The 19230-nt window shown below is 65.2% G+C and carries 15 protein-coding genes and 2 pseudogenes; 15 read left to right on the top strand and 2 right to left on the bottom strand.

Annotation, left to right across the window (positions count from 1 at the left end; translation table 11 throughout):
• The 5 genes and pseudogenes from RX327_RS24670 (at position 1) to RX327_RS24650 (ending at position 7784) form a co-directional block, all read left to right on the top strand.
• Positions 1 to 2178 (top strand): xanthine dehydrogenase family protein molybdopterin-binding subunit, encoded by a 2178-nt coding sequence (locus RX327_RS24670; protein WP_317247385.1) that lies wholly within the window; start codon positions 1 to 3, stop codon positions 2176 to 2178.
• An 86-nt stretch (positions 2179 to 2264) separates the two neighbouring features.
• The gene (locus RX327_RS24665; protein ID WP_050384765.1) at positions 2265 to 2666 is read left to right on the top strand and encodes a hypothetical protein; all 402 of its coding nucleotides are present in this window, start codon (positions 2265 to 2267) and stop codon (positions 2664 to 2666) included.
• A gap of 99 nt (positions 2667 to 2765) precedes the next feature.
• Positions 2766 to 3167: a FixH family protein gene (locus tag RX327_RS24660; protein ID WP_050384766.1), complete on the top strand. Its 402-nt coding sequence runs from the start codon at positions 2766 to 2768 to the stop codon at positions 3165 to 3167.
• An 11-nt stretch (positions 3168 to 3178) separates the two neighbouring features.
• A pseudogene (locus RX327_RS24655) lies at positions 3179 to 4620 on the top strand (efflux RND transporter periplasmic adaptor subunit).
• Positions 4617 to 7784 (top strand): efflux RND transporter permease subunit, encoded by a 3168-nt coding sequence (locus RX327_RS24650; RefSeq protein ID WP_317247384.1) that lies wholly within the window; start codon positions 4617 to 4619, stop codon positions 7782 to 7784. The pseudogene RX327_RS24655 and the gene RX327_RS24650 overlap by 4 nt, the downstream one beginning before the upstream one ends.
• A 210-nt stretch (positions 7785 to 7994) precedes the next feature.
• Here the strand turns inward: RX327_RS24650 and RX327_RS24645 are convergent, their stop codons facing one another.
• The gene (locus RX327_RS24645) at positions 7995 to 8543 is read right to left on the bottom strand and encodes a hypothetical protein (RefSeq protein WP_193395220.1); all 549 of its coding nucleotides are present in this window, start codon (positions 8541 to 8543) and stop codon (positions 7995 to 7997) included.
• On the opposite strand from RX327_RS24645, the gene RX327_RS24640 reads away from it, so the two are divergent.
• The 10 genes and pseudogenes from RX327_RS24640 (at position 8530) to RX327_RS24595 (ending at position 18279) form a co-directional block, all read left to right on the top strand.
• Positions 8530 to 8754, top strand: coding sequence for a hypothetical protein (locus RX327_RS24640; protein WP_317247383.1), 225 nt, complete (start codon positions 8530 to 8532; stop codon positions 8752 to 8754). The genes RX327_RS24645 and RX327_RS24640 overlap by 14 nt on opposite strands.
• Positions 8755 to 8763: 9 nt before the next feature.
• A complete protein-coding gene (locus RX327_RS24635; RefSeq protein ID WP_317247382.1) occupies positions 8764 to 10188 on the top strand; it encodes a TolC family protein in 1425 nt (474 codons plus the stop codon).
• A gap of 12 nt (positions 10189 to 10200) precedes the next feature.
• Positions 10201 to 11556 (top strand): copper oxidase, encoded by a 1356-nt coding sequence (locus RX327_RS24630; protein ID WP_317247381.1) that lies wholly within the window; start codon positions 10201 to 10203, stop codon positions 11554 to 11556.
• A gap of 41 nt (positions 11557 to 11597) precedes the next feature.
• On the top strand, positions 11598 to 12071 hold the full coding sequence (locus RX327_RS24625; RefSeq protein ID WP_317247380.1) for a cupredoxin family protein: 474 nt from the start codon (positions 11598 to 11600) through the stop codon (positions 12069 to 12071).
• Between the two features lie 29 nt (positions 12072 to 12100).
• Positions 12101 to 12403, top strand: coding sequence for a copper-binding protein (locus RX327_RS24620; RefSeq protein WP_317247379.1), 303 nt, complete (start codon positions 12101 to 12103; stop codon positions 12401 to 12403).
• Positions 12404 to 12554: 151 nt separating this feature from the next.
• Positions 12555 to 13304 (top strand): cation transporter, encoded by a 750-nt coding sequence (locus RX327_RS24615; protein ID WP_050384771.1) that lies wholly within the window; start codon positions 12555 to 12557, stop codon positions 13302 to 13304.
• Between the two features lie 146 nt (positions 13305 to 13450).
• Complete coding sequence (locus RX327_RS24610; RefSeq protein WP_038381721.1) at positions 13451 to 13729, top strand: hypothetical protein; 279 nt, start codon at positions 13451 to 13453, stop codon at positions 13727 to 13729.
• A gap of 118 nt (positions 13730 to 13847) precedes the next feature.
• Positions 13848 to 15030 (top strand): annotated as a pseudogene (locus tag RX327_RS24605) (MFS transporter).
• Positions 15031 to 15160: 130 nt separating this feature from the next.
• Positions 15161 to 16072: an NAD(P)-dependent oxidoreductase gene (locus tag RX327_RS24600; protein WP_050384772.1), complete on the top strand. Its 912-nt coding sequence runs from the start codon at positions 15161 to 15163 to the stop codon at positions 16070 to 16072.
• Between the two features lie 251 nt (positions 16073 to 16323).
• The gene (locus tag RX327_RS24595; protein ID WP_317247378.1) at positions 16324 to 18279 is read left to right on the top strand and encodes an acyltransferase family protein; all 1956 of its coding nucleotides are present in this window, start codon (positions 16324 to 16326) and stop codon (positions 18277 to 18279) included.
• A gap of 167 nt (positions 18280 to 18446) precedes the next feature.
• On the opposite strand, the gene RX327_RS24590 is transcribed toward RX327_RS24595, so the two are convergent.
• Positions 18447 to 18995: a tetratricopeptide repeat protein gene (locus RX327_RS24590; RefSeq protein ID WP_317247377.1), complete on the bottom strand. Its 549-nt coding sequence runs from the start codon at positions 18993 to 18995 to the stop codon at positions 18447 to 18449.
• Between the last annotated feature and the right edge of the window lie 235 nt (positions 18996 to 19230).

The raw sequence follows: 19230 nt of genomic DNA, 5'->3' as shown, positions 1-19230 counted from the left end.
ATGACGCTGATCGACAATCTGTCCGAGCGCGCCGCCGACCTGTCGCGGCGCAACTTCCTCCGCGCCGGCGCGATCGCGGGCGGCGGCCTGCTGCTCAGCGTGAGCCTGCCGTTCGCGAGCCGCGAGAGCGAGGCGGCGGCCTCCGACGGCTTCGCGCCGAACGCCTTTGTCCGGATCGGCGGCGACGGCAAGGTCGTGCTGACCATGCCTTATGTCGAGATGGGGCAGGGCACCTACACCTCGATCCCGATGCTGATCGCCGAAGAGCTAGAGATCGGCCTGACGCAGGTCCGGCTCGAACACGCGCCGCCGAGTGACAAGCTCTACGCCAACCCGCTGCTCGGCGTGCAGGCCACCGGCAATTCGAACGCAATGCGCGGCGCCTGGCAGCCGATGCGCAAGGCCGGCGCCACCGCGAAAGCGATGCTGGTCGCGGCCGCGGCGAAGCGCTGGAACGTCGAGCCTGGGACATGCCGCGCCGAGAACGGCGAGGTGCATCATGCAGCCTCGGGACGCAAGCTGGGTTACGGCGAACTGGCGACTGACGCGGCGCAGATGCCGGTGCCGGAGAATGTCACGCTGAAGAGCCCGTCCGAGTTCAAGCTGATCGGCACGCCGGCCAAGCGGCTCGATACGCCCTCCAAGATCAACGGCACGGCGGTCTACGGCATCGACGCGCGGCCGCCCGGGGTGAAGGTCGCGACGCTGGCGCAGTCGCCGGTGTTCGGCGGGCGGGTGAAGCGCGTCGATGATGCGGCGGCAAAAGCCGTCAAGGGCGTGCGCCAGATCGTGACGCTCGACGACGCAGTCGCGGTGGTGGCCGACCACATGGGGGCGGCGAAGAAGGGTCTGGCGGCGCTCACGATCGAGTGGGACGAGGGCCCTCACGCGAAGCTCGCCACATCGGATATCGCGCGCGAGCTCGAAGCCGCCACCACGAAGCCGGGCGCGGTCGCGCAAAATATCGGCGACGCCGACAAGGCGATGGCGGGCGCAGCGACGAAAGTCGAGGCGACCTATCAACTGCCGTTCCTCGCCCATGCCACCATGGAGCCGATGAACTGCACCGTGCACGTGCGTTCCGACAGTTGCGAGATCTGGGTCGGCAGCCAGGCGCTCTCGCGTGCGCAGGCGGTGGCCGCAAAGGTGCTGAACATGCCGCCGGAGAAGGTGGTGGTGCACAATCATCTGCTCGGCGGCGGCTTCGGCCGCAGGCTCGAGGTCGATGGTGTCATTCGCGCGGTGCAGATCGCCAAACAGGTCGACGGGCCGGTCAAGGTGGTGTGGACCCGCGAGGAAGACATTCAGCACGATATCTACCGGCCCTACTGGTGCGACCGGATTGCGGTCGGCCTCGATGCATCCGGCAAGCCGGTCGCCTGGAACAACCGCTTCGCCGGCTCGTCGGTGCTGGCGCGATGGGCGCCGCCGGCGTTCCGCAACGGGCTCGACCCCGACACGACCGAGGGCGCGATCGATCTCGTCTACGACATCCCCAACTTCCACGTCGAATATGTCCGGGTCGAGCCGCCGGGCATTCCGACCGCGTTCTGGCGCAGCGTCGGGCCCTCGCACAACGTGTTCGTCACCGAAAGCGTGATCGACGAGCTGGCGGCGGCGGCGAAGCAGGATCCGGTCGACTACCGCCGCGCGCTGCTCGGCAAGTCGCCGCGCGCCAAGGCGGCGCTCGAGCTCGCGGCGGCCAAGGCCGGCTGGGGCGGCAAGCTGCCGGCCGGGCGCGGACGCGGCGTGTCGCTGCAATTCGTGTTCGGCAGCTACCTCGTTCAGGTTGCCGAGGTGGAAGTCGCCAAGGACGGCTCCGTCCGGGTTCACCGCGTGGTTTGCGCGATGGATTGCGGCACCGTCATCAATCCCGACACCGTCGAAGCTCAGATCCAGAGCGGGGTCATGTTCGGCGTAACCGCCGCGCTCTACGGCGAAATCACGCTGAAGAATGGGCGCGTCGAGCAGGGAAATTTCGACAGCTACCAGATGCTGCGCATCGATCAGGCGCCGGCGATCGAGGTCCATATCGTGCCGAGCAGCGAGCCGCCCGGCGGCATGGGCGAGACCGGAACCTCGGGCATCGTGCCGGCGATCAGCAACGCGATCTTCGCGGCGACCGGCAAGCGGCTGCGCAAGATGCCGGTCGATCCGGCGCTGTTGAAGCAGACCTAGGGGCGAGTGAGAGCTCCCCCGGGTGCTGGCGCGATCGTGAAGCCGGACGGATTTGCGCCGTGCGCTGATCCGTGCGAGAAGCGGGCATGCATCTGAGGCGGCTCGCCAATCCCTGGATTCTGCTGCTCGTCGCGGTCGGGCTGTTGCTCGCGCCCGTGGCGCCGGCATTTGCCCGGACGATGCCGGATGCCTCGGCCGCTGCGATGCAGGCGATGCCGGACGATCACGCCATGTCTGGACAGGCGATGTCCGAGCAGGCGACGGCCGACGACATGCCGTGCTGTCCGGAGCAGGGCAAGAGCAAGGGCTGCGACGACTGCCCGTTCCTCGCGCTCTGCATGTTGAGCGTTTCGCTGCCGGTGCCCGCCGGCGCCATGTCGCTGATCGAGCGCGATCCGCTGCGCAGCCGGATCGCTGCCCATGACGACCGTCTGCTCGACGGCCTTGGCGCCAAACCTCCCGATCATCCGCCTCGAACCAACGTCTGACGGGCGCGCCAGCGCCTGATCGCTGACGCGTGCGCCAATGGCGCGCGTGCCTTTGCATGCCGCTCACGCGGTTCATCAGACGTATCGAGGATCATAACGATGAAGACTTTCCACCTGGCGCGCGCCACTGCCGCCGCGCTGATCGGCGTTGCCGTGACGGGCATGTCTGCCCACGCCGAGATCAAGAACTACGAATTCCAGCTCGTGCAGCCGACCGTCAAGGCGGGTGCCGATCGCATCGTCACGGTGCGGCTGGTCGACAAGACGAGCGGGAAAGCCGTGCCCGACGCGGTCATCTTCTCGACCCGGCTCGACATGGCGCCCGACGGCATGCAGGAGATGGCTACCAAGGTGACGCCGATACCGGGCACCGAACGGGGCACCTACCGGTTCAAGGCGACCTTCGGCATGGCCGGCCGCTGGCAATTGTCGCTCGGCGCCAAGGTGCAGGGCGAGACCGGCGCGGTCGAGAACAAGCTCGTCGTCACGGCCGAGCAATGAGCCGCCGGGCAATGGGCGCCTTGACATGGGCCGGCGCTGCCGCTGCGATCGCGGCGGCGGCAGGCGCCGCATGGATCGGCCGCAACCTGCCGCCGCGGCCAGTGACCGCTGCCATCGTCTCCGCCGCGCGGGCGGCGGAGACTGCTGCGCCGATCTACTACCGCGATCCCGACGGCAAGTCGTTCTATTCGGCGACACCGAAGAAGACGCCTGACGGGCGCGACTATCTGCCGGTGTTTGCCGATGACGAGGGAGGTGCCGGCGGGCCCGGGCAATCGGCAGACGTGAGCGCGCCTGCCGCGAAAGGCGAGCGCAAGGTCAAATATTACCGCAATCCCATGGGGCTGCCCGACACCTCGCCGGTGCCGAAGAAGGATCCATGGGGATGGATTACATCGCCGTCTATGACGGCGATGATAGCGACGACGGCTCGATCACGCTGTCGCCCGGCAGGATCCAGCGCAGCGGCGTCAAGTCCGAACCCGCGCAGATGCGCCGCATCCGTACGCTGGTCCGCGCACCCGGCACGATCCAGCTCGACGAACGGCGGGTGTCGGTGATTGCAATGCGCGCCGAGAGCTACGTGCAGAAAGTCGCCGACGTCACGACCGGCAGCCGGGTGACCAAGGGCCAGCCGTTGATGGAGATCTACAGCCCGGCAATATCGTCCGCTGCGGCCGAATATGTCGCGACCATCACGTCGAAGGCGACTGCCAACATCGAGCCCTACGGACGCGGCTCCAAGCAGCGGCTGACCAATCTCGACGTTCCCGAACCGGTTATCGTCGAGATGGAGAAGAGCCGAACGGTTCCGATCGCGATCCAGTGGCTGTCACCGCGCGACGGGATCGTGCTCGAGCGCAACGCGATCGAAGGCATGCGTGCCAATCCCGGCGACGTGCTGTTCCGGATCGCTGACACCTCGCTGGTCTGGGCGCTGGTCGACGTCGCCGAGCGCGATCTCGGCAATATCGCGGTGGGGCAGTCCGTTGCGGTGCGCGCGCGCAGCTTTCCCGGCCGCGCGTTCACCGGCAAGATCGCCGTGATCTATCCGCAGGTCAACAAGGAGACGCGCACCGCGCGGGTGCGGATCGAATTGCAGAATGCCGACCTCGCGCTGCTGCCGGACATGTATGTCGACGCGGAGATCGACACCGGCGGCGCGGCGTCGGTACTTACGGTAGCTGATAATTCCATCCTCGACACCGGAAGCCGCCAGAGCGTGCTGATCGACCGCGGCAACGGGCGGTTCGAGCCGCGCGAGGTCAAGCTCGGGCGGCGCGGCGAGGGCTATGTCGAAATCCGCGACGGCATCGCCGAGGGCGATGCGGTCGTGACCTCCGCGACGTTTCTGATCGATGCCGAAAGCAATTTGAAGGCGGCGATCAAGGGTTTTGCCGAGGCCGGTGCTGCGCAGGCGGGCGAGGGCGACAAGACGGGGGAGCGGCGATGATCGCCCGCATCATCGCCTGGTCGGCGCGCAATCTGCTGCTGGTGCTGTTCGGCTCCGGTTTTGCGGCCGCCGCCGGCCTCTACGCGCTGCTGCACCTGCCGCTGGATGCGATCCCCGACCTCTCGGACACGCAGGTCATCGTCTACACAGAATATCCCGGCCAGGCGCCGCAGGTGATCGAGGACCAGGTCACCTATCCCTTGACGACCGCGATGCTGACGGTGCCGAAATCGAAGGTGGTGCGCGGCTTCTCCTTCTTCGGCGTGTCGTTCGTCTACGTCATCTTCGAGGACGGCACCGACATCTACTGGGCGCGCTCGCGCGTCATGGAATTCCTGAACGGCGCGTCGTCCAGGCTTCCCGCCGGCGTCACCCCGACCATCGGGCCCGACGCGACCGGCGTCGGCTGGGTCTACCAGTACGCCGTGATATCGAGGGAATTGAACCTCGCCGATACGCGCACGATCCAGGACTGGAATCTGAAGTTCGCGCTGGCCAAGGCGGAAGGCGTCGCCGAGGTCGCCAGCATCGGCGGCTTCGTCAAGCAATACAACGTTGTCCTCGATCCGCAGCGGATGCGCGATCGCGGCATCAGCATGCAGAAGATCCGTGAAGCCATCCGCGCCAGCAATGCCGATGTCGGCGGGCGCACCGTCGAGCTGTCGGAGTTCGAATACGTCATTCGCGGCAAGGGCTACGTCAAGAGCGTCAACGATCTCGGCAACATCGTCTTGAAGACGAGCAACGGCACGCCGGTGCTGCTTCGGGACGTCGCCAATGTCGAGCTCGGGCCGGATGAGCGGCGCGGCATCGCCGAGCTGAACGGCGAAGGCGAGGTCGCAAGCGGCATCGTATTGCAGCGTTTCGGCGTCAACGCCCTCGACGTGATCGAGAACGTCAAGAAGCGCTTCAAGGAGATCGCGAGCAGCCTGCCGAAGTCGATCGAAATCGTCCCGGTCTACGATCGATCCAACCTGATCTACGCGGCCATCGACACGCTCAAGCACACGCTGGTCGAGGAGAGCATCGTCGTCGCGCTGGTCTGCATCGTGTTCCTGCTCCATGTCCGCAGCGCGCTGGTCGCCATCCTGATGCTGCCGGTCGGCGTGCTGATGGCGTTCGGCGCCATGAAGTTGCTGGGGCTGGGATCGAACATCATGAGCCTGGGGGGCATCGCGATTGCGATCGGTGCCATGGTGGATGCCGCGATCGTCATGATCGAGAACGCCCACAAGCACCTCGAACGCGCCAAGCCCGATCAGTCGCGCGTCCAGATCCTGATCGACGCGGCCTCCGAGGTCGGCCCTGCGCTGTTCTTCAGCCTGCTGATCATCACCGTGTCGTTCATGCCGATCTTCACGCTGGAATCGCAGGAGGGGCGGCTGTTCAGCCCGCTGGCGTTCACGAAAACCTTCGCGATGGCTGCTGCGGCGCTGCTGTCCGTCACCCTGGTGCCGGCGCTGATGGTGATCTTCGTCCGCGGCAGGATCGTGCCGGAGCACAAAAATCCGATCAACCGCTTCCTGATCTGGATCTACCGGCCGGTCATCAAGGGCGTGCTGCGTGCCAAGACGCTGGTGATCCTGGCCTCGCTTGTCGTGCTCGCCGTCACGATCTGGCCGGCGCGGCAGCTCGGTACCGAGTTCATGCCGACGCTGAACGAGGGCACGCTGCTCTACATGCCGACGACGCTACCCGGCATCTCGGTCACCAAGGCGGCCGAGCTGATGCAGACGCAGGACCGCATCATCAAGTCGTTCCCGGAGGTCGCGTCCGTCTACGGCAAGGCGGGACGGGCGGCGACCGCGACAGATCCGGCGCCGACCGAGATGTTTGAGACCATCGTCAACCTGAAGCCGAAGGAGCAGTGGCGTCCCGGCGTCACGGTCGACAGCCTGGTCGCGGAGATGGACAAGGCGCTGCAGTTTCCGGGCGTCTCCAACGCCTGGACCATGCCGATCAAGGCGCGCATCGACATGCTGTCCACCGGCATCCGCACGCCTGTCGGCGTCAAGGTGATGGGTCCCGATCTCGCCGTGATCGACAAGCTCGCCCGACAGGTCGAGCAGGTGGTGCGGGGCGTGCCCGGCACCTCGTCGGCCTATGCCGAGCGCAGCGTCGGCGGCTACTACCTCGAGATCACGCCGAACCGTGAGGCCTTGTCGCGCTACGGCATCGCGGTGCAGGACGTTCAGGACACCATCGCGACCGCGCTCGGCGGCCAGACGGTCACGACGACGGTCGAAGGCCGGCAGCGGTTCACGGTGAACATGCGCTATCCGCGCGATCTGCGCGACAATCCGAAGGCCATCGCCAGCGATATCCTGGTGCCGATGCCGGCGGGCGGCGCGGTGCCGCTCGGCGAGGTCGCGAAGGTCGAGCCGGCGCGGGGGCCGACCTCGATCCGGACGGAGAACGGCCAACTCGCGACCTACGTCTATGTGGACATCCGCGACCGCGATCTCGGCGGCTATGTCGCGGACGCGCAGCGCGCGGTGCAGGCCGGCGTGCAGTTTCCGCCCGGAACCTACGTGGTCTGGAGCGGGCAGTACGAATATCTGGAACGCGCCGCCGCGCGGCTCAGGATCGTGGTGCCGGTGACGCTGTCGATCATCTTCCTGCTGCTCTACCTCAATTTCCGCTCGGTGGCGGAGACGCTCATCGTCATGCTGTCGCTGCCCTTCGCGCTGGTCGGCGGCATCTGGATGATGTGGTGGCTCGGCTTCAACCTGTCGGTCGCCGTCGCCGTCGGCTTCATTGCGCTCGCCGGTGTCGCCGCCGAGACCGGCGTCGTGATGCTGATCTATCTCAACCAGGCGCTGGGCGAGATCACGGCGCGCCGCGCCGCCGAGGGACGCACGATCGATCGTGACGATCTCAATCGCGCGATCATCGAGGGCGCCGTCGAGCGCGTCCGTCCCAAGATGATGACGGTGGTCGCCATCATGGCGGGCCTGTTGCCGATCATGTGGAGCACCGGCACCGGGTCGGAGATCATGCAGCGCATCGCGGTGCCGATGATCGGCGGGATGACGTCGTCGACGCTGCTGACGCTGATCGTGATCCCGGCGATCTTCGGCGTCGTGAAGGGCATCAAGATAAAAGCGGAAGTGTCGGTACGCGAAGTTGCTTCCTGTGCCGCACGCCGTGAGGCAAGGATGTGATGGAAACATGACGTCTGTTCGTGGAGTCAAACCGGATTGAATGATACCCCAAGGGGGTATATAGGACGGTTTGCGGCAGGCTGATTTGCGGTCAGCTTGCGGGTGGTTGGAGACGCGAGGCGGGTGTTGGTGCGATTGACGAGGGCAGGGCGGGTGCGGGCAGGATGTTCCATCATCCTGGCCTATCTGTTTTGCGTGCTCGCGCCGTCCTTAGCGCTCGCATTCGGGGCGCCGTTTCCGTGCCTGACCGATGAGGTGCAGCCCGCCGCCGCGGCGCATGTGCATGCGATGCCGATGGCGCATGCCGAAGGCGTCGTGCACGATCATGCCGTCCACGATCATGGCGGCATGCATATGCATCGCGCGGCCGATGCCGCTGAACCACCTGCGAAGCACAGCCACGACGGCAAGAATCCGCCGGGGCCGTGCTGCGCGTTGATGTGCGTATCGGCGCTGCCGGCTGATCTTCCATTCGTCGCCGGTCCCCAGCATCCGATCGCCACGCGCCTTTCCGAGGCCCGTCAGAGTCTGCGAAGCGAGGCGCCGGCGCGGCTCTATCGTCCCCCCATCGCCTGATCTTTCGTTGACATCGTGGCTGCGCCGCGCGCTTGCGTGGGCACGCCTGTTATTCATCGGATGATCGGACAGATCCATGTATTCGCATCTCGGGGCGAGGCTCGCCGCCGTGGCCACCAGGCTTGGCAACAGGCTGGGCCGGCGCGCGCCATCGATATTCTTGTCGCGGATGGCCGCCGTCATCCTCACATCTGCGCCGCTCGCCGGCTGCATGGCCGACGGCCGGCCGGTCGCCGTCGCAGGTGACCCGGCAAATCCGGCGGCGGGGACGGCCGGGGTCGGCTACCGCTCGACGATCGCGCCCTACAGCAGCCTGCGTCCGTCGACGCCGCTGCCCTGGCGCGAGCGCAATGACGGCGTGACGCCGCCGGCCAATTCGAAGTCGGACAGGTAGGAGGGCGCCATGCGATATCTGGCCATCACGCCGATCCTGCTGCTGACATCCGCGCTCGCGGGATGCGCGTCGTTCTCGCCCGACACCGGCATGGGCGTCGTCTCCGAGGTGACCGAGCAGGCGATCGGCAAGGACGTCGCCTTTGTGCGGTCTGCGGATGAGGCCGCGACCGTCGACGCCGCGGTGAAGCGGCTGCTCGCGCATATTTTGACGGCGGATGCCGCCGTGCAGGTTGCGCTCTTCAACAACAAGGGACTGCAAGCCGCCTATAACGAGCTGGCGCTGGCCGAGACCGATCTGGTCGAGCAGAGCCTGCCGCCCAACCCCGTTTTCGCGATCTCCCGCATATCGGGCAATGGCGCCAGCGAGATCGAGCGCCAGGTGGTCGGCGACATTCTCGCGCTGGCGACCGTTCCGGCCCGCTCCGAGATCGCGCGCGAGCGCTTCCGCCAGGCGCAGCTCAAGGCCGCACTCGCTACCTTGCGGCTTGCCGCCGAGGTGCGGCGCAGCCACGTCGCGGCGGTGGCCGCGAACGAGACGGTCGCACTGCTGACCGACGCGAAGGCGACGGCGGAATCGACCGCGCAGCTCGCGGTCAAGCTTGGCGAGACCGGCTCGCTCAACAAGCTCGACCAGGCCCGCGAGCAGGTGTTTTATGCCGAAACCACCGCCGACCTCGCAAGCGCGCGGCAGAATGCGGCGAGTTCGCGCGAGCGGCTGGCGCGTCTGCTCGGATTGTGGGATGACGATCTCGGCTTCCGGATTCCCGGCAAGTTGCCATTGCTGCCGAAGCGGCCATTGGAACAGCCGTCGATCGAGATCGCCGCGGTCGGCCATCGCGTCGACCTGCAGATCGCGCGGATGGAGATCGTCGCGCTCGCCAAGGCGCTCGATCTCACCGAGGCGACGCGCTTCGTGACGCTACTCGATCTCGCCGGCATCTCCCGCCGCACCCAGGATCCGGAAGGGCCGCCGTTCCGTGAACGCGGCTTCGACGTGCAGTTCCAGATTCCGATCTTCGACGGCGGCGAGGTGCGGGTGCGGCAGGCCGCCGAGACCTACCGCCAGGCGATGAACCGCCTGACCGAGAAGGCGATCAATGTGCGCTCCGAGGCGCGCGATGCCTATCGCGTCTATCGTTCCACCTACGACATCGCCGGCCATTACCAGCGCGAGATCATCCCCTTGCGGAAGATCATCACCGAGGAGATGCAGCTGCGTTTCTCCAGCATGCAGGTCGACATTTTCGCGCTGCTCACCGAGGCGCGACAGCGTTTGGCGTCGCTGCGCGGCGCGATCGACGCCAGGCGCGACTTCCTTCTGGCGCAGTCCGAGCTGCAGACCGCGATCAACGGCGGCGGCTCGGCCGGCGCAGCATCGACACCGTCTTCCATCGCCTCGGCCGCGCAGCCCGCGGCCGGCGGCGGTCACTGAATGGAGCAGCACATGTTTTCGCGACGAGGATTTCTGGGCAGCGCGGCGCTGGTCACGGCAAGCGCGGTCAGCGGCCGCGTCCAGGCCGCTTCGATTCCGGAAGCCCCCACCATGGACAAGGTGGTGATGCAGCCGCCGCTGCATCCGATCAGCGGCCCGGACTATCGCCCCGTGGTCACGCTGAACGGCTGGTCGCTGCCGTTCCGCATGAACGGCGACTGGAAGGAATTCCATCTCGTCGCCGAACCCGTGGTGCGCGAATTCGCCGAGGGCATGAAGGTGAATTTGTGGGGCTACAACGGGCAATCGCCGGGCCCGACCATCGAAGCCGTCGAGGGCGACAAGGTCCGCGTCTTCGTCACCAACAGACTACCCGAATACACCACCGTGCACTGGCACGGCATGATCATTCCGAGCGGAATGGACGGCGTCGGCGGGCTGACCCAGCCGCACATCCAGCCGGGCAAGACCTTCGTCTACGAGTTCGAGATGAAGAAGAGCGGCACCTTCATGTACCACCCGCATTCCGACGAGATGGTGCAGATGGCGATGGGCATGATGGGCATGGTCGTCGTGCATCCGCGCGACCAGAGCTTTCGGCCCGTGGACCGCGACTTCGTCTTCGTGATGAGCACCTATCGTGTCGACCCCGGCACCTATCTGCCGCATGTCAACGAGATGACCGACTTCAACATGTGGACCTGGAATGCGCGGGTATTTCCCGGCATCGATCCGCTCCCGGTCAGGCTCGGCGACAAGGTGCGCGTGCGCATCGGCAATCTCAGCATGACCAACCATCCGATTCATGTGCACGGGCATAATTTCGCGGTGACCTGCACCGACGGCGGCTGGGTGCCGGTGTCAGCGCAGTATCCAGAGACCACCACCGACGTCCCGGTCGGCGCTGTCAGGGTGTTCGACGTGCTCGCCGACAATCCGGGCGACTGGGCGTTCCACTGCCACAAATCGCATCACACGATGAACGCGATGGGACACGACGTGCGCAATCTCATCGGCGTGTCGCGCAAGGATCTCGCCAGGGCCGTCGGCAAGCTTGCGCCTGACGGCATGGCCATGGGCTCGACCGGCATGGCGATGGGCAACATGGAGATGCCTGCGCCAGACAACACGCTGCCGATGATGACCGGCACCGGCCAGTTCGGGCCGATCGAGATGGGCGGCATGTTCACGGTGATGAAGATCCGCGAGGACCTCGCGCGCGACGATTACCGCGATCCCGGGCCGTACAAATATCCGCCGGGCACGGTTGCCTATGAGGTCGAGGCGCCCGCCGCCGAGCCCGCGCGCCGGCCGCCGGCGGCGCCCAGGCAAAAAGCCAAGCCATCGATGAAGGGAATGAAGATGTAGCGGATCCGGCTCACTCACCAACGACAAGCATCAAACACAGAATGGAGAATCCAGTGAAGCAACTCACCAGCATAGGCATCGTGCTGATTGCGCTGTCCGTCACCGCCGTGCCGTCGCGCGGCCACGAGAAGCACGGCCACGAATCCTATTCGGCCGGCGAGCCCGGCGATCCGAGCAAGCCCTCGCGCACGGTCGAGGTCGAGATGAAGGAGATGGAGTTCACGCCGTTCCGGATCGAGGTCAAACGCGGCGAGCAGATCCGCTTCGTGCTGCGCAACGTCGGCAAGGAGGACCACGAATTCCTGCTCGCCACCACCGAAGAGAATCTGAAGCATGCCGAAGTGATGAAGAAGCATCCGCACATGGAGCATGACGATCCGAACGGCGTTCGCCTCGCACCGAAGAAGAGTGCGGAGATCGTCTGGAAGTTCACCAAGGCCGGAACGTTTGAATATTCCTGCCTGATCCCGGATCACCGCGACTACGGCATGACCGGCCGCGTCATCGTGAAATGAAACCAGCAGCGAAAGAAAGCACAACAATGATGAACAGGATGATCCAACTTGCCGGCGCCGGCGCGTTCGCGCTGGCTCTGACCCTGGGCGCGGCGCTCGCGCAGGCCGCCGCGATCAGCGGCGAGGTGAAGAAGATCGACGAAGGCGCCGGCAAGATCACGCTCAAGCACGGACCGGCCAAGAGTCTCGGCATGGAGGACCCCATGACCATGGTCTACCGCGTCAAGGACCCCGGCATGCTCAAGCAGGTGAAGGTCGGCGACAAGGTCCAGTTCGAGGCCCAGGAGGGCGACGGCGGCTACACCGTCACCGCGATCCAGAAGGCGAAGTGAGGCGACGGCCCGCATCAGCAGATTGGGCTGCCGCCTAAACGCAGCCGGCAGCCCTTGAACCGGCGACGCATGATCGCCGGAGCTGTTCGAGATGGATCGGCTTGAATGCGTTACGTGGCCGGCGTTATCCTGTCGCCTGGAAGGACGAGCAATGAACGATTGCTGCGGGCAGAAGACCGCCGAATGCTGCGCACCACCGCCGCTGGCGCTGCCGATCAAGGCCGGCGTGAGGGCAGGGGACCGCGATCGCGCGGCCGATATGTGCGGCTGCTCGGGCGGCGTTCCAGTCTTTGACGGTCTCGATCCGCGCTACAAGCGCGTGCTCTGGACGGTCATCGGCATCAATGGCGCGATGTTCCTGACCGAGATGATCGCGGGTCAGCTTGCCGGATCGCAGGCGCTCAAGGCCGATGCGCTCGACTTCCTTGCCGATACGGTCACCTATGGACTGAGCCTTGCGGTGATTGGCGCCAGCCTGCGCGTGCGCGCCTCCGCCGCGCTGTTGAAGGGCGCGTCGCTGAGCCTGATGGCGCTGTGGGTGTTCGGCTCGACCGTCTACCAGACGTTCGTGCTCGGCGTGCCGAAGGCCGAGGTGATGGGCGCCATCGGCGCGTTGGCACTCGCGGCCAATCTAGGCTCGGTTCTGCTTCTGCTGCCGTACAAGGACGGCGATGCCAATGTCCGCTCGGTCTGGCTCTGCTCGCGCAACGACGCGATCGGAAACCTCATCGTGATGGCGGCCGCCCTCGGCGTGTGGGGATCGGTCTCGGCCTGGCCTGACCTTGCCGTCGCCGCCGTGATGGCGGTGATATTCCTCACCTCGTCGGTACAAATCCTGCGGCAGGCATGGGCCGAATATCGCGAGGCGGCACTACGCAGCCCGTCAGCGGCGCATGGCTGAGGAAGCCGCAAGCGCCCGGTGCTTCCTGCGACAGGCCGCGCCAGGGCGGAAATTTGCCGCGCATTTACCTTAAATGATGGCTCCGTGGGAACGTCCGTGGCAGCGGCGCGTTGCTGTGCATCATTCGCGCACAGAAGGCCCCCTCCATGACAATCAACGCGGCAATACTGATGGCGGCATTGGTGCTATCGGGAACCGTGTTGGCGCAAAGCTCCGGCCCTTCGGCCGGCTCGGCGGGGGCCGGGCAGGCCGCCAACGTGACCACCACCGGCGAGGCGCTGAACAGCGCCAAGAAGACCGGCGACAGCGGGCCGCCGGTGGAGAAGGCCGCGCGTCCGGCCAAGCCGGATGCCGGCGCTGCGGGCAACACGGTGGGGGCGAGCCGCCCGCAAAAGCCCGATCGTCGCCTCGAGCATTATCCGTAAGTCGCCCCGTAATCCTGGGGAGCTCGCCGGGTCCGAGCCGGTTCGGCCGGATCAATCATGATATCTCACGCCGCATCGGTTAGCCAAAGCGTTTGGCTGAAACGCGGTGGACAGGTTCATGGCGGGGAAGAACCGGGCCCAATTCCCGGGAATGGATCGGCAGATCGCCGGAGTGCTCCTTGTCCTTGCCGTGGCGCAAGTGTTCGGCTGGGGGACCCTCGGCCTGCCGGCCATTGCCGGTAACCGGATTGCGGCCGATCTCCACATCTCGCTTCCGATGGTGTTTGCCGGCACGTCGACCCTGTATGTGACAATGGGTCTGTGCGGGCCGGTGCTGGCGGAACCGTTCCGGCGCGTCGGCGCGCGGCGCGTCATGATGATCGGCAGCGTGATTGCCGCGCTCGGTTTCGTTGTGCTGGCCTGCGCGCATCAGGCCGCGCTCTATTTCGTCGCGTGGGCGGTCCTCGGTATTGAACGAGGTGGCCGGGCGGAACGCGAAGGGGGCGATTGGCGCGCTGATGCTGGTCACCGGACTTTCCAGCAGCATCTTCTGGCCGACGACCGCGTTCCTCACTGGAGCCGTCGGCTGGCGCAGCACCTGTCTGCTCTATGCCGCGGCGATGGTCCTTGTCTGCCTGCCGCTCTACACATTCGGACTGCCGCGCCGGGTGGCGAGCGAGGCTGAAACAGCATCGGCGTCGGACCGGTCGGTGGCGACGCCTCCGGCCGGGGGCACGTTCTGTCTGGTGGTCGCAGCAATCGCGCTCAACGCCTTTGTTAGCTTCGGGTTCAGCGCTGTGCTGGTCGAACTGTTGAAAGCGCAGGGGCTGTCGACAACCGAGGCGGTCGCGTTCGGTTCCATGCTCGGCATCGTGCAGGTGGCGGCACGCGCGATCGACTTTTTGGGCGGCGGCCGCTGGGACGGCATCACCACGGGGCTCGTCGCCGGCACGCTGCTGCCAGTCGCGATGCTGCTTCTGATCGTCGGCCACGGCAGCCATCTGGCGATCGCGGCCTTCATCCTGATCTACGGCCTCGGCAGCGGCGCGCTTGCGGTCGCTCGCGCGACGATTCCGCTGGTGTTCTACGACAAGAGTGCGTTCGCCAAGGCGACGTCGCATATCGCGTTGCCGCTCAACCTGATCTCGGCGGCATCGCCGCCCATTCTGGCCGGTCTGCTGACGCGGGTCGGCAGCAACGCCGTGCTCGAACTCGCATTCGCCTGCTCGGTCGGCGCGCTGGTGTTGCTTGCGATTCTCGGCCGCCGAAGGCGTGAGGTCGGGATCATCGCCACGCCGTGACGTCACGATGATCCGGACAGGTCGGTCCACTCTTTGTACAATCCGTGAGGCCAGGCACGACTTTTGCTTGCTTTTGATTGTGATGCGTTGGGCGTGATCGCGCGCTCGAAACATGGCACGGGGCATTGGCATGACCCAGCAGGTGATCGGCTTTGTCGGCTTCGGAGAGGCGGCGCAATGTTTCGCGACACATCTCGCAGGCAAGGGCGGTCCCGCGCCGCTGGTGTTCTGCGAGGGCAAGACCAATCGTCCGCCGTATTCGGACGCGTTTCAGGATATGGCGTCCGCATGCGGGGTGGAACTGGTGGACAGCCTCCCAGCGCTGATGGCGCGCGCCGACATCGTGTTCTCCGCCGTCGTGGTGGCGACCGCCGCGCCGGTCGGCCAAGCCATCGCCGGCCTGGTTCGGCCGGGAATGCTGGTGGTCGATGTCAACGCCTCAACGCCCCGAGCCAAGCGCTTGGTGGGCGATGCCGTGACGGGGAGCGGTGGTGCCTTCGTCGATGCCAACCTGATGGGCGCGGTCAGCATCTATGGTGCGGCGGTGCCGCTGTACTGCTCGGGCGACGGCGCCGCGCGCTTCGCCGAGTGGTTTGCGCCGTTGGGCTTCACGATCGAACTCGCCGGCCCCGACGCCGGCACGGCGGCGGCGGTGAAGATGCTGCGCAGCGTGGTGACCAAGGGCATGGAGGCGCTGATCGTGGAGGCGCTGACCGCCGCCTCGCTCGCGGGGGTGCGCAGCGAAGCGCTGCGCGGCATCTGTGAACCGATGGACGCGACGCGCTACAGCAAATTCGTCGACATGTGCGTGCGCACCGACGTGCTGCACGCCGAGCGCCGCGCCGTCGAGATGGATGGTGTCGCGGAGGGGCTGCGCGAGATCGGCCTGCAACCGATCATGACGGAAGCCACCGCCGCACGGCTCAGGACATCGGCGCGGCCCGGCCTGGGCGATGATTTCGCGGGTCGCCAGGCCTACAGCGCCGATGACGTGCTCGATGCGTATGCTGCACGGATGGCCGATCTCGCTCGCGATTCGTAAATTCGTAGAGCGAAGCGAAACCCATCGACTTCGTGCCACGGTGACGGTGCCCCGTTCCAGACCAAACGTAGGGCGCCGGGCGCTCTTTGTCAGCTGGGCCTTCGCCCAGCGGTTCGCATTCGCCGCCTTGAGGGCAACGAGGTCAGTCATTGGATTTCCAAAGAAAAAGCCGCTCGAAGGCGGCTTGGGTTGGTCTATTATGGGTTGCAGTAGATTGAGCCGGGGTGGTAGCACCACACCCGCAGGGCTCAATGAACAAACACTCCTACCGTCCAGACATCGATGGACTTCGCGCGATCGCGATCGGCACCGTGGTGCTTTACCACGCGTTTCCAACCGCGCTTCCGGGGGGATTCATCGGCGTCGACGTCTTCTTCGTCATTTCCGGGTTCCTCATCTCCGGCATCGTGTTCTCCGAGATGGAGGCCTACCGGTTCTCGTTCCTGCGCTTCTACATCCGCAGGATCTGTCGAATTTTTCCAGCGCTCGCGCTCGTCCTCATCACGACGTGCGCCGTAGGCTGGTTGTGGCTCTTGCCGGCGGAGTGGCTGCGCCTCGGTCAGGAGATACGCGGTGGCGCATTCTTCTTCGCGAATTTCGTCTTTCTTGGTCAGGCCGGCTACTTCGACCAGGCCTCGATCCAAAAGCCTCTGCTGCATCTTTGGTCGCTTGCCATCGAAGAGCAGTTCTATCTGGCGTGGCCGGTCATCGTCCTCCTGTTCTATCGCAGCCGGTTCGCGCTCGGCACCCTGATCTGGGTCGCGCTGATCGCGTCTCTTGCCCTCAATCTCGCGACCGTCGCTGGCGACCCGGTCAAGACGTTCTACATGCCGACCACACGAGCATGGGAGCTGCTGATCGGCTGTCTCCTCGCTTTTCGTGACGTCTCGTCGGAGACCGCGACCGCCCGACTGTTTGCCGCCATTGAGCGGGTATTTTCGTCCAATCTGCGCGCCCTCTCTGGACTCGCCCTCATCGCTGTCGCCGCAACGCAGTTTGACAGTCACCAGCTTTTCCCCGGCTGGCGCGCCATCTTTCCGACCGTCGGCGCCGCGCTGCTCATTTCCGCGGGCCCGGCGACACTCATCAACCGTATCCTGCTGGCCAATCCCGCCGCGGTCTTCGTTGGCCTGATCAGCTATCCGCTTTACCTGTGGCATTGGCCGCTCTTGTCCCTAGCGACCATCTATCGAGGTTCCCTCGGCACAGCCGAGACCTGGACCCTTGTCGCTGCCGCGGTCGCTTGCGCAACGGCTACCTATTATCTGATCGAACGCCCAATTCGGTTCGGAACGTCCCTCACCAAGCGCTCGGCAGCAGCCGTCTTGGCAACGCTGTGCATCGTGATCGGTCTCACCGGACAGTTGATCTCGTCAGACCACTTCACCTCAAATGCCCAGAGGTATGGCCTCGATCGCATCATCAACGCCGCAAGCGAATGGTCCTATCCAACCGACGACCTTGAAGCCTTGGGGTGGAAGGGCTTCGTACTGCGAAAATACAAATCCTCCAATGGCCCGCACTCGGTGCTGTTCTTCGGGGACAGCAATATGGAGATGTACTGGCCTCGGGTGCAGTTCCTTGCGTCGCAGGACCGCCTCAACAGGGACAGCGTTTACTTCTTCACTTACGGCGGCTGTCCACCCATGCCTGACCTGACGGATGTCCAGCATCCCTATTGCGCCGGCTTCGTCGATGCAGCCAAAGCCGCAATCCGCGACAAGGACATCAAGACCGTCGTGCTCGGCGCGCATTGGTGGGGCTACCTCAACTCCGCTTCGCCGTATCGATACAAAGATCAGGGCGCATCAAAACCCGATGGCCGCACCGGCGCTATCAACGCGCTGGCGGCGATGGCAAAAAAGTTCACCCAAGAAGGGCGAACCGTCTATGCCATCATGAACATCCCTCTCTCCGGGTTGATGAGCCCGCCGAGCATGATCCGACGCAAGCTGACCTCCTTCGAGATCGTCCCCAGCCCAATCGAACTCACAACCCAACGCGAGGGCCTGAGCCTGACAGAAACACTACGCGCAGCACTCGAGGCCGCCGGTGTGAAGATCATCGACCCCATTCCTAGCCTTTGTGACAGGGAAAGCTGCCCGACCCTGACGCTGGCCGGCGATCCGATCTATCGAGACGCCATGCACCTTCGGCCGACATTTGTACGATCTAGCGCCTCCTACATCGACCAGGTCCTGCAATAGAGCGAAGCGAAACCTATCGTCTGTGCCCATCGCGCGAAGGATGGGTTTCGCGGAGTCCATCGTCGGGCCGCGCTTTGCGCGGACCCGTTGGCTCTACCCATCCTACACAGCAAAAAGCCGGCGCAGTCGTCGCGACCACGCCGGCTCGATGTAGCGGTTGCCTTAACTCAGTAAACCAGGCCGGTGCCCGGGGGCTTCTCCAGCGCTGCGGCGAGCGAGCGATATTCGTCACTGTTGGTGCCGGCGAGCTGGGCGATGCTGTTCAGATGATACTGCGCCTGTTCGCGGTTGCCCTGTTCGAGCTGCCAGAGGCCGTAATATTGCCAGGTGCGGACGTGGTTCGGATCGTCCTTCAGCGCCAGCTCGTAATAGACCTTCGAGGACTGGTAGTCGCCGAGCTTGCGATAGGAGTAGCCGATCAGATTGGCGACGTCGGCGCGATCATCCTGGCCGAGCGCCTTCAGCTGCTCGATCGCGGCGGTATAGTCGTGCTTGTCGTAGATCGTGGTGTAGGCGGCGCGATAGCCGGCCAGGAACTTCTGATCGTCGATCGCGGAGCTCTTGTTCTTCTTCGCCTTCTTGCCCTTGCTGCTGCCGCTGTCGGAAGCCGGCGGCGAGGGATTGTCGCTGCCCGCGGCATAGGCCGAGATGACCGGCCCGGAGGCGAGCGTCATCGAGAGCACTGCGAGGCCCAAAAACTTCGTCTTCCTGCTCATTCCTGGTTGCTCCTGATCGTTCCTGATCGTGCTCGGTAATCCTACACCGAAGCCTGATGACTTGAACACCCAGGGGTGCAGAACATTCCCGGCCGATCCCACGATTGCGTGATCCTGCTTTTCCGGCGGTAGAGGAGAACATGACAGAGATGTCATGCACATGAATGAAGTCCGTCAGGGTCCTTCAGAACGGGTTCAGTGCGCGACCCATAAGGTCACGTGCATTGATCGGTGA

This window comes from Bradyrhizobium sp. BEA-2-5, from assembly GCF_032918025.1.
In the GTDB taxonomy this organism is placed as follows: domain Bacteria; phylum Pseudomonadota; class Alphaproteobacteria; order Rhizobiales; family Xanthobacteraceae; genus Bradyrhizobium; species Bradyrhizobium pachyrhizi.
This window is presented reverse-complemented; position numbering and strand designations above follow the sequence as displayed.

Excerpts from the sequence above, each read along its gene's own strand:
- RX327_RS24670 (WP_317247385.1), top strand. The coding sequence starts at position 1 with ATGACGCTGATCGACAATCTGTCCGAGCGCGCCGCCGACCTGTCGCGG.
- RX327_RS24665 (WP_050384765.1), top strand. The coding sequence starts at position 2,265 with ATGCATCTGAGGCGGCTCGCCAATCCCTGGATTCTGCTGCTCGTCGCG.
- RX327_RS24660 (WP_050384766.1), top strand. The coding sequence starts at position 2,766 with ATGAAGACTTTCCACCTGGCGCGCGCCACTGCCGCCGCGCTGATCGGC.
- RX327_RS24650 (WP_317247384.1), top strand. The coding sequence starts at position 4,617 with ATGATCGCCCGCATCATCGCCTGGTCGGCGCGCAATCTGCTGCTGGTG.
- RX327_RS24640 (WP_317247383.1), top strand. The coding sequence starts at position 8,530 with ATGGCCGCCGTCATCCTCACATCTGCGCCGCTCGCCGGCTGCATGGCC.
- RX327_RS24645 (WP_193395220.1), bottom strand. The coding sequence starts at position 8,543 with ATGACGGCGGCCATCCGCGACAAGAATATCGATGGCGCGCGCCGGCCC.
- RX327_RS24635 (WP_317247382.1), top strand. The coding sequence starts at position 8,764 with ATGCGATATCTGGCCATCACGCCGATCCTGCTGCTGACATCCGCGCTC.
- RX327_RS24630 (WP_317247381.1), top strand. The coding sequence starts at position 10,201 with ATGTTTTCGCGACGAGGATTTCTGGGCAGCGCGGCGCTGGTCACGGCA.
- RX327_RS24625 (WP_317247380.1), top strand. The coding sequence starts at position 11,598 with ATGGAGAATCCAGTGAAGCAACTCACCAGCATAGGCATCGTGCTGATT.
- RX327_RS24620 (WP_317247379.1), top strand. The coding sequence starts at position 12,101 with ATGAACAGGATGATCCAACTTGCCGGCGCCGGCGCGTTCGCGCTGGCT.
- RX327_RS24615 (WP_050384771.1), top strand. The coding sequence starts at position 12,555 with ATGAACGATTGCTGCGGGCAGAAGACCGCCGAATGCTGCGCACCACCG.
- RX327_RS24610 (WP_038381721.1), top strand. The coding sequence starts at position 13,451 with ATGACAATCAACGCGGCAATACTGATGGCGGCATTGGTGCTATCGGGA.
- RX327_RS24600 (WP_050384772.1), top strand. The coding sequence starts at position 15,161 with ATGACCCAGCAGGTGATCGGCTTTGTCGGCTTCGGAGAGGCGGCGCAA.
- RX327_RS24595 (WP_317247378.1), top strand. The coding sequence starts at position 16,324 with ATGAACAAACACTCCTACCGTCCAGACATCGATGGACTTCGCGCGATC.
- RX327_RS24590 (WP_317247377.1), bottom strand. The coding sequence starts at position 18,995 with ATGAGCAGGAAGACGAAGTTTTTGGGCCTCGCAGTGCTCTCGATGACG.